Below are 7,222 nucleotides of genomic sequence, written 5' to 3' on the forward strand. Positions count from 1 at the left end.
CACACTGCCACGTACGACATTCGCTCGCATGTACGAGTTCCCGGGTCAGCGCGCCGGGCCAGTAGGCTTTTACCATGTCTGACGTCCACTGGCCCGCTCCGCACGCCGACACGCCCGTCACGGCGACCGTCTCGCTGCCCGGCTCGAAGTCGGTCACCAACCGGGCGCTGGTGCTCGCCGCGCTCGCCGACGGTCCCGGCGTCGTACGGCGCGCGCTGCGCGGCCGCGACGCCGACCTGATGGCGGCCGCGCTGCGCGCCCTCGGCGCCACGCTCACCGAGTCCGCCGCCACGGCCTCCTCCGTCGACTACGCGGTCACGCCGGGGCCGATCCGCGGCGGCGCGCACATCGACGCCGGGCTGGCCGGCACGGTCATGCGCTTCGTGCCCCCGGTGGCCGCGCTCGCCGACGGCCCGGTGACGTTCGACGGCGACCCGCACGCCCGCAAGCGGCCGATGGGCCCGATCCTCGACGCGCTGCGCGCGCTCGGCGCGCGGGTCGACGGCGACGCGCTGCCCTTCACCATCCAGGGGCCGCTCACCGGCGGCGAGGTGACGGTCGACGCCTCGGCCTCGTCGCAGTTCGTGTCGGGGCTGCTGCTGGCCGCCGCCCGGTTCGAGAAGGGGGTCGCGGTCCGCCACGCCGGCCCGCCGGTGCCCTCGCAGCCGCACATCCGGATGACCGTCCACATGCTCCGCAGCGCGGGCGTCGAGGTTGACGACAGCCGGCCCGACCTGTGGGTCGTCGAGCCGGGCCCGATCGCCGCCCGCGAGTGGGTGGTGGAGCCCGACCTGTCGAACGCGGCCCCGTTCCTGGCCGCCGCCCTCGTCACCGGCGGCACCGTCACGGTCCCCGGCTGGCCGCTGGAGACCACCCAGGCGGGCGACGAGCTGCGCGGCCTGCTCGCCCGGATGGGCGCCGACGTGCGCCTGGAGTCCTCCTCCGGGGAGGTCGCCGACCTCGTGGTGAGCGGTACGGGCGAGATCACGGGGATCGACGCCGACCTGCGCGACGTGGGCGAGCTGACCCCGACCATCGCCGCGCTGGCCGCGCTGGCCGGTTCGCCGAGCCGCATCCGCGGGGTCGCCCACCTGCGCGGCCACGAGACCAACCGGCTCGCCGCCCTGGTCACCGAGATCAACCGGCTCGGCGGCGACGCCGAGGAGACCGCCGACGGGCTGGTCATCCGCCCGCGCCCGCTGCGCGGCGGCCTCTTCCACAGCTACGACGACCACCGCATGGCCACCGCGGGCGCGGTCATCGGCCTCGCGGTCCCCGGCGTGCAGGTGGAGAACATCGCGACGACGGGTAAGACGTTGCCGGAGTTCCCCGGCATGTGGGCCGCCATGCTGGGCGACCGGTGATCAGCGTGCGTGGATGCGCCGTCCGTCGCCGGGTAGGCGGGCCCTCCGGACAAGACAGCGAGGTCATGGGAGTGGATCGCTGAGAAGACGGGAGTACGACGAAGACGACGTACGGGTCAGGCCGGGCAGGGGCTCCAGGCCGCGGACCCGGATCCGCCCTGCCCACGAGGACGCGGTGCAGGGCTTCGTGGTGGCGGTCGACCGGGGCCGCTACACCGCGCTGGTGGAGGGCAGGCGCAAGAAGCAGCGCCGCCTGGTGGTCGCCATGAAGGCACGCGAGCTGGGCCGCAAGGGCATCGTGGTGGGCGACCGGGTGGCGCTCGTGGGCGACGTCTCCGGCCGGCCCGACACCCTCGCCAGGGTGGTGCGGGTGGAGCCGCGCACGTCCATGCTGCGGCGCTCGGCCGACGACACCGACGACACCGACGGCATCGAGCGTCCCGTGGTGGCCAACGCCGACCAGCTCGTCATCGTGACGGCGCTGGCAGATCCGCCGCCCCGGCCGCGGATGATCGACCGGATGCTGGTGGCGGCGTACGACGCGGGGATAGACGCGCTGCTCTGCCTGACCAAGTCCGACCTGGCGCCGCCCGACGAGCTGGTGGACCTGTACGCGCCGCTGGGGGTGCCGCACGTCGTCGTCCACCGGGGCGGCTCCCTGGACGAGCTGCACAGCCATCTCAAGGGGCGCGTCAGCGTGCTGGTCGGCCACTCAGGGGTGGGCAAGTCGACGCTGGTCAACGCGCTCGTCCCCGACGCGAACCGGGCCGTCGCCAACGTCAACGCGGTCACCGGACGGGGTCGCCACACCTCGACCTCGGCCGTCGCGCTGGAGCTGCCGGAGGGCGGGTGGATCATCGACACACCTGGGGTGCGCAGCTTCGGGCTGGCCCACGTCTCGGCGGAGACGGTGCTGGCGGGCTTCCCCGACCTGGTGGAGGGGTCGGTCGAGTGTCCCAAGGGCTGCACGCACCTGACGGACGGCTGCGCCCTGGACGCCTGGGTGGCCGCCGGTCACGCCGACCCGGCCCGCCTGGAGTCGCTCCGCCGCCTGCTGGCCAGCCGTGAAGGCGCCCTCGACGACGCCCCGTGAGCAGGCGTCCTGAGCCGGAGTCAACCCCCCAAGCCGGAGTGAACCCCTTAGGAACCGTCTACATGCCGTGTGGTGAAGGTCGGAGATGCCGGGGTTGAGGAACAGACCGGTCAGCGGGAGGGGCGCAGGGTCCAGGAGACCGTGAGGGCGGCCACGACTGTGCCTTCCTCGTTCCGTACCTCGACCTCGACATCGAACTCCGGCCGCTCCCCCGCGTCGAGCCGCCCCACCACGTCCTCGCGGGAGGCGAGCAGCCGCGCCGACGCCGTGATCTCGCCCTTGGCGAGCTTGAGATAGCGGACGGCGGCGGCGGTGGCCAGGGGGACGGCCCGGTCGAGCTGGTCGCCGAAGGCCGTGAGCATGGCCGCCCCGGACGCCGACTCGGCCAGGGTGAACAGGGCGCCCGCGTGCGGACCGCCCACATGGTTGTGCAGGTCGGCCCGGTCCGGCAGGCGGCAGACGGCGTGCCCGTCCGCGGCGGAGTCGAAGGTGATGCCGAGGGTGCGGGCGAAAGGCACCGTCTGAAGCAGCAGATCGCCGACGTCGAGAGACATACCAGCATGCTACTAGCGAGTAACCGGAAGCGGACTTACCAGAAATTCCCGTACGGGTGACTGCTGTTACGCACGGGGAGCACGGTAACGTGACACAACGTGCAGGGATACCACGATGACCTCCGTCTCGCCCACGTCATGGCGGACACCGCCGACGACCTGACGATGCGGCGGTTCAAGGCCGTCGACCTCAAGGTCGAGACCAAGCCGGACCTCACCCCGGTCAGCGACGCCGACCGGGCCGTCGAGGAGGCGATCCGCGGCACGCTGCGCCGTGCCAGGCCGCGCGACGCGGTGGTAGGTGAAGAGTTCGGCAACACCGGCTGGGGCGACAGGTCGTGGATCATCGACCCCATCGACGGCACCAAGAACTTCGTGCGCGGCGTCCCCGTCTGGGCGACGCTGATCGCGCTCATGGAGCACGGCAAGGTCGTGGTCGGCCTGGTGTCGGCTCCGGCCCTGGGCCGGCGCTGGTGGGCGGCGACCGGCGGCGGCGCCTGGACCGGCAAGAGCCTCACGAAGGCGAGCGCCATGCGCGTGTCGTCCGTCGCGAGCCTGGAGGACGCGTCCTTCTCCTACTCCAGCTTCGGCGGCTGGGAGGAGCGGGGCATGCTGGGCGGCTTCCTGGACCTGGGCCGCGCCTGCTGGCGTACTCGCGCGTACGGGGACTTCTGGTCGCACATGATGGTCGCCGAAGGGTCGGTGGACCTGTCCGCCGAGCCGGAGCTGTCGCCGTGGGACATGGCGGCGCTCACTGTCATCGTGGAGGAGGCCGGCGGGCGCTGGACCGACATCTCGGGCGCGCCCGGCCTGGAGGGCGGCAGCCTGGTGTGCACGAACGGCCTCCTGCACGACGAGGTCATCAGGCGGCTGAACTCCTAGAGCGCCAGCACCCGGGCCACGGCGTCCATCAGGCCGCCGTGGTACGCGCCGCCGAACAGCACCACGTGCACGAGCAGCGGGTGGAGCTGGTGCAGCGGGACCCGCTCGCGCCAGCCGTCCGCGAGCGGCCACTCCTCCTGGTACGCGCCCAGGATCCGATCCAGGTACGGGGCGCCGAACAGGGCGAGCATGGCCAGGTCGGTCTCCCGGTGGCCGCCGTGGGCCGCGGGGTCGATGAGCACGACCCGGCCGCCGGACCAGAGCAGGTTGCCGCTCCACAGGTCGCCGTGGATGCGCGCGGGCGGCTCCGGCTCCCCGGCGACCTCGGCGAAGCGCGCCACCGCCCGGTCGATGAGCGCCAGGTCGCGGGAGGGCAGCCGGGCCTGCCGGGCGAACGGCAGCACCCGCCGCTTCGCGTAGAACTCCGGCCAGTCTTCCGCGGGCGCGTTGTCCATCGGCAGCTCGGCGATGAAGCCCGGCCAGGGCGCGCCGAAGGCGTCGGCTCCGGCGCGGTGCATGCGGGCGAGAGCGCGGCCGAAACGCTCGGCCGCGGCGGCGGACGGCGGCTCCTCGTCCACCCACGACAGGACCAGCCGGTCCTCGCCCGCCTCGATCACCTCGGGCACGTCGATCACCTCGCCCAGCCACCGCAGCCCGGCCGCCTCCGAGGCGAACAGCGGCGAGACGGCGCCCGTCTTGGCGAACACCACGCGCCCGTCCTCTAGCACGCCCCGCTGCAGCCGCCATCCGTGTGACGTGCCGAGATCCTCAACCGATCTCATCGGCGATGTGCTTGGCGATGCCCTGGGAGGCGGCCTCGACCAGCGCGAGCACCTCCGTGAACCCCTCCTCGCCGCCGTAGTACGGGTCGGGCACCTCCGCGCCGGCGGGCGCCTGCGGGTCGAAGGAGCGGAACAGCCGCACCTCCACGCCGGAGGGCGCCATCCGGCTGAGGAACGCGCGGTTGTCGCGGTCCATGGCCAGCACGAGGTCATAGCGGTCGAACCAGTCGGCGGTGAACTGCCGGGCCACGTGACCGGACCCGTCGTAACCGCTGGTGGCCAGCGCCCGCATCGCCCGCTCGTCCATCGGCCCACCCGCGTGCCACCCGCCGGTGCCGGCGCTCTCCACGATCACCCGATCGCCCAGCCCATGATCGGCCAGCACCTTGCGGAGCACGACCTCGGCCATCGGGGAGCGGCAGATGTTGCCCATGCACACGACGCACACACGGTAGGTCAGAGAACTCATAGCTCCATCATGGCCCCGATCCGACGGCCCGCCACCGCCCGGGGCTTCCGGTTGGCCTGGGTTGCGATCCGTGCGGCGCGGGCTCTCGGCTGCCCGGGGCTCTGTGGAAGGCGTTCCAGGCTCGTCGCTAGGCGTGCTGAGGTCGTTCCGCCATCAGGCGCGCGATGGAGTCGTCGTCGCAGGTGGCCCAGAAGCCGCCGACGACGTCCTCCAGGTGGGCGAGGGAGTCGGCCGCGAACAGCACGTCCTGATATTTGGTGATGTCGTAGTGGGTGGTTCCCATCGCGGCCACGTCCAGCGGCCGGATGTCCATGCCGCGGAACTCCTCGATCTCCCCGTACGAGGAGAGAATCCCTGCACCGTAGGCCTTGAGCTCGCCGCCCTCGTGCATCACGCCGAACTCCAGCGTGAACCAGAACACCTTGGAGACGAACTCCAGCGCCTCCTCGCTCTCGACCCGCCGCGCCGCCTCACCCGCCAGCCGGTAGAGCGCCGCGTACCGGTCGCCGGCGAGCGCGTTGGCGTGCCCGATGACCTCGTGGACGACGTCCGGCTCCGGGGTGTAGAACGGCACGGAATGGTGGCGGATGTACTGGGTGGAGTGGAAGTATCCGTCCGCCAGCACGCCGTAGAACTCGCGGAGCGGCACCAGCCCCGCGGCGGGCAGGTAGCGGAAGCCGGTCAGCGGCTGCAGCAGCTCGCCGACCTCCTGCAGCTGCGGGATGCGGTCCGCGGGCAGGCCGAGCCGGGCGGTGGCGTCGAGGTACTCGGCGGTGGCGTACTTGCGGTGCTTGATGGCCAGCTCGCGGCTGACCAGCGCCCAGACCTCGTGCTCCTGCTCGGTGTACTCGGCCACCGGGATCGGCGTGCCGCGCTCGTAGCCGATGGCCAGGGCGGCGATCGCGTTGCGGCGGGCCCGGTACACGGAGTCAGCGAACCCGGGGTGGGACTCGGCAAGCTCGACCACTACCGACCCGTCGTCCTGGGTGGAGATCGGGGCGAAATACTGCGCTTCCTCGAACATGCCAAAGATGACAGCAAGGCTCCGGTTATCTGACAAGAGCGGCCAGTTTTGCTGCGCGATACGCTAGGTTTCGCCCGCTATTTCATGATTCTTCTGGTCGAATCGCACAGTCGGAAGAGGGACCGCCATGGACGACCTGGACGCCCGCCTACTCGTGACCATGCGCGCCCATCCCCGCATCGGGCTGACCGAACTGGCCCGCCGGCTCGGGGTCGCGCGCGGCACCGTCCAGGCCCGCCTCGACAAGCTGACGGCGAGCGGCGTGATCGAGGACTTCGGGCCGACCGTCGTCCCGGCCCGCGCCGGCTACCCGATCCTGGCGTTCGTCTGGCTGCAGATCGCCCAGGGGCGCCTCGCCGAAGCGGTGGCGACGTTGCGGGCCGTGCCGCAGATCCTGGAGGTACACGGCACCAGCGGCCAGCACGACCTGCTCTGCCGGGTGGTGGCCCGGACGACCGAACACCTGCAGGACATCATCGCCGACATTCTCACCTCACCGGCGGTACAGCGCACCGACACCACGATCGCCCTGTCCACCCAGATCCCATATCGGATCGAGCCCTTGCTTCTGGACCGCTGATCCGCTTCGGGAGCCTTTCTGAGGTAGGACACTCCTGAGCTGCAGAAAGGCCCTGAGGTAACAACCCCAGAACCCTCCAAAACAAACAAGCAAGGCCCCGAGACTACCGTCCCAGGGCCCTGCACATAAAACAAGAAAGGGCCCCGACGTAACCGTCAAGGCCCTTTCCCATATCAAAGATTGTCCGGCGGCGACCTACTCTCCCACACCCTCCCGAGTGCAGTACCATCGGCGCAGAGAAGCTTAACTTCCGGGTTCGGAATGTAACCGGGTGTTTCCTTCCCGCCATAACCACCGAAACACTACGAAACACACAAACACACACAGTGCTTGCTGTCTCAGAATCGCATAATGGACGCGAGCAAAAACCCACAACAGGCTGCTTTGTGGTCAAGTCCTCGGCCTATTAGTACCGGTCAGCTCCACACGTTACCGCGCTTCCACACCCGGCCTATCAACCCCATCATCTATGGG

The 7,222-nt window shown here is 70.9% G+C and carries 8 protein-coding genes and 2 rRNA genes; 4 read left to right on the forward strand and 6 right to left on the reverse strand.

Annotation, left to right across the window (positions count from 1 at the left end; genetic code table 11):
* Nucleotides 1–74 precede the first annotated feature (74 nt).
* Both aroA and rsgA read left to right on the forward strand, forming a co-directional pair.
* Complete coding sequence (aroA, locus tag AB0J42_RS03190; RefSeq protein WP_364288126.1) at nt 75–1,364, forward strand: 3-phosphoshikimate 1-carboxyvinyltransferase; 1,290 nt, start codon at nt 75–77, stop codon at nt 1,362–1,364.
* Nucleotides 1,365–1,443: 79 nt separating this feature from the next.
* The gene (gene rsgA, locus AB0J42_RS03195) at nt 1,444–2,457 is read left to right on the forward strand and encodes a ribosome small subunit-dependent GTPase A (RefSeq protein WP_364288210.1); all 1,014 of its coding nucleotides are present in this window, start codon (nt 1,444–1,446) and stop codon (nt 2,455–2,457) included.
* A gap of 110 nt (nt 2,458–2,567) precedes the next feature.
* Here rsgA and AB0J42_RS03200 read toward each other — a convergent pair whose 3' ends face one another.
* Nucleotides 2,568–3,011 carry a DUF4442 domain-containing protein gene (locus tag AB0J42_RS03200; RefSeq protein WP_364288129.1) on the reverse strand — a complete coding sequence of 148 codons (444 nt, stop codon included), beginning with the start codon at nt 3,009–3,011 and terminating at the stop codon, nt 2,568–2,570.
* A gap of 99 nt (nt 3,012–3,110) precedes the next feature.
* Here AB0J42_RS03200 and hisN point away from each other — a divergent pair, with 99 nt between their 5' ends.
* Complete coding sequence (gene hisN / locus AB0J42_RS03205; RefSeq protein WP_364288132.1) at nt 3,111–3,893, forward strand: histidinol-phosphatase; 783 nt, start codon at nt 3,111–3,113, stop codon at nt 3,891–3,893.
* Here the strand turns inward: hisN and AB0J42_RS03210 are convergent.
* From AB0J42_RS03210 to AB0J42_RS03220, 3 genes are all read right to left on the reverse strand, one after another.
* The gene (locus AB0J42_RS03210) at nt 3,890–4,675 is read right to left on the reverse strand and encodes a fructosamine kinase family protein (protein WP_364288135.1); all 786 of its coding nucleotides are present in this window, start codon (nt 4,673–4,675) and stop codon (nt 3,890–3,892) included. The two genes, hisN and AB0J42_RS03210, sit on opposite strands and share 4 nt — an antisense overlap.
* Nucleotides 4,662–5,144, reverse strand: coding sequence for a low molecular weight protein-tyrosine-phosphatase (locus AB0J42_RS03215; RefSeq protein ID WP_364288138.1), 483 nt, complete (start codon nt 5,142–5,144; stop codon nt 4,662–4,664). The genes AB0J42_RS03210 and AB0J42_RS03215 overlap by 14 nt, the downstream gene beginning before the upstream one ends.
* Nucleotides 5,145–5,271: 127 nt before the next feature.
* Nucleotides 5,272–6,168, reverse strand: coding sequence for a phenylalanine 4-monooxygenase (locus AB0J42_RS03220; protein WP_364288141.1), 897 nt, complete (start codon nt 6,166–6,168; stop codon nt 5,272–5,274).
* A gap of 127 nt (nt 6,169–6,295) precedes the next feature.
* On the opposite strand from AB0J42_RS03220, the gene AB0J42_RS03225 reads away from it, so the two are divergent.
* Entirely contained in the window at nt 6,296–6,748 is a 453-nt protein-coding gene (locus AB0J42_RS03225) for an Lrp/AsnC family transcriptional regulator (protein ID WP_364288144.1), read from the forward strand.
* 182 nt (nt 6,749–6,930) lie between these two features.
* On the opposite strand, the gene rrf is transcribed toward AB0J42_RS03225, so the two are convergent.
* Both rrf and AB0J42_RS03235 read right to left on the reverse strand, forming a co-directional pair.
* Nucleotides 6,931–7,047, reverse strand: a 5S ribosomal RNA gene (gene rrf / locus AB0J42_RS03230).
* A gap of 87 nt (nt 7,048–7,134) precedes the next feature.
* Nucleotides 7,135–7,222, reverse strand: a 23S ribosomal RNA gene (locus AB0J42_RS03235); the annotation flags it as partial.

Origin of the sequence: Nonomuraea sp. NPDC049649, from assembly GCF_040675175.1 — a bacterium.
GTDB lineage: Bacteria > Actinomycetota > Actinomycetes > Streptosporangiales > Streptosporangiaceae > Nonomuraea.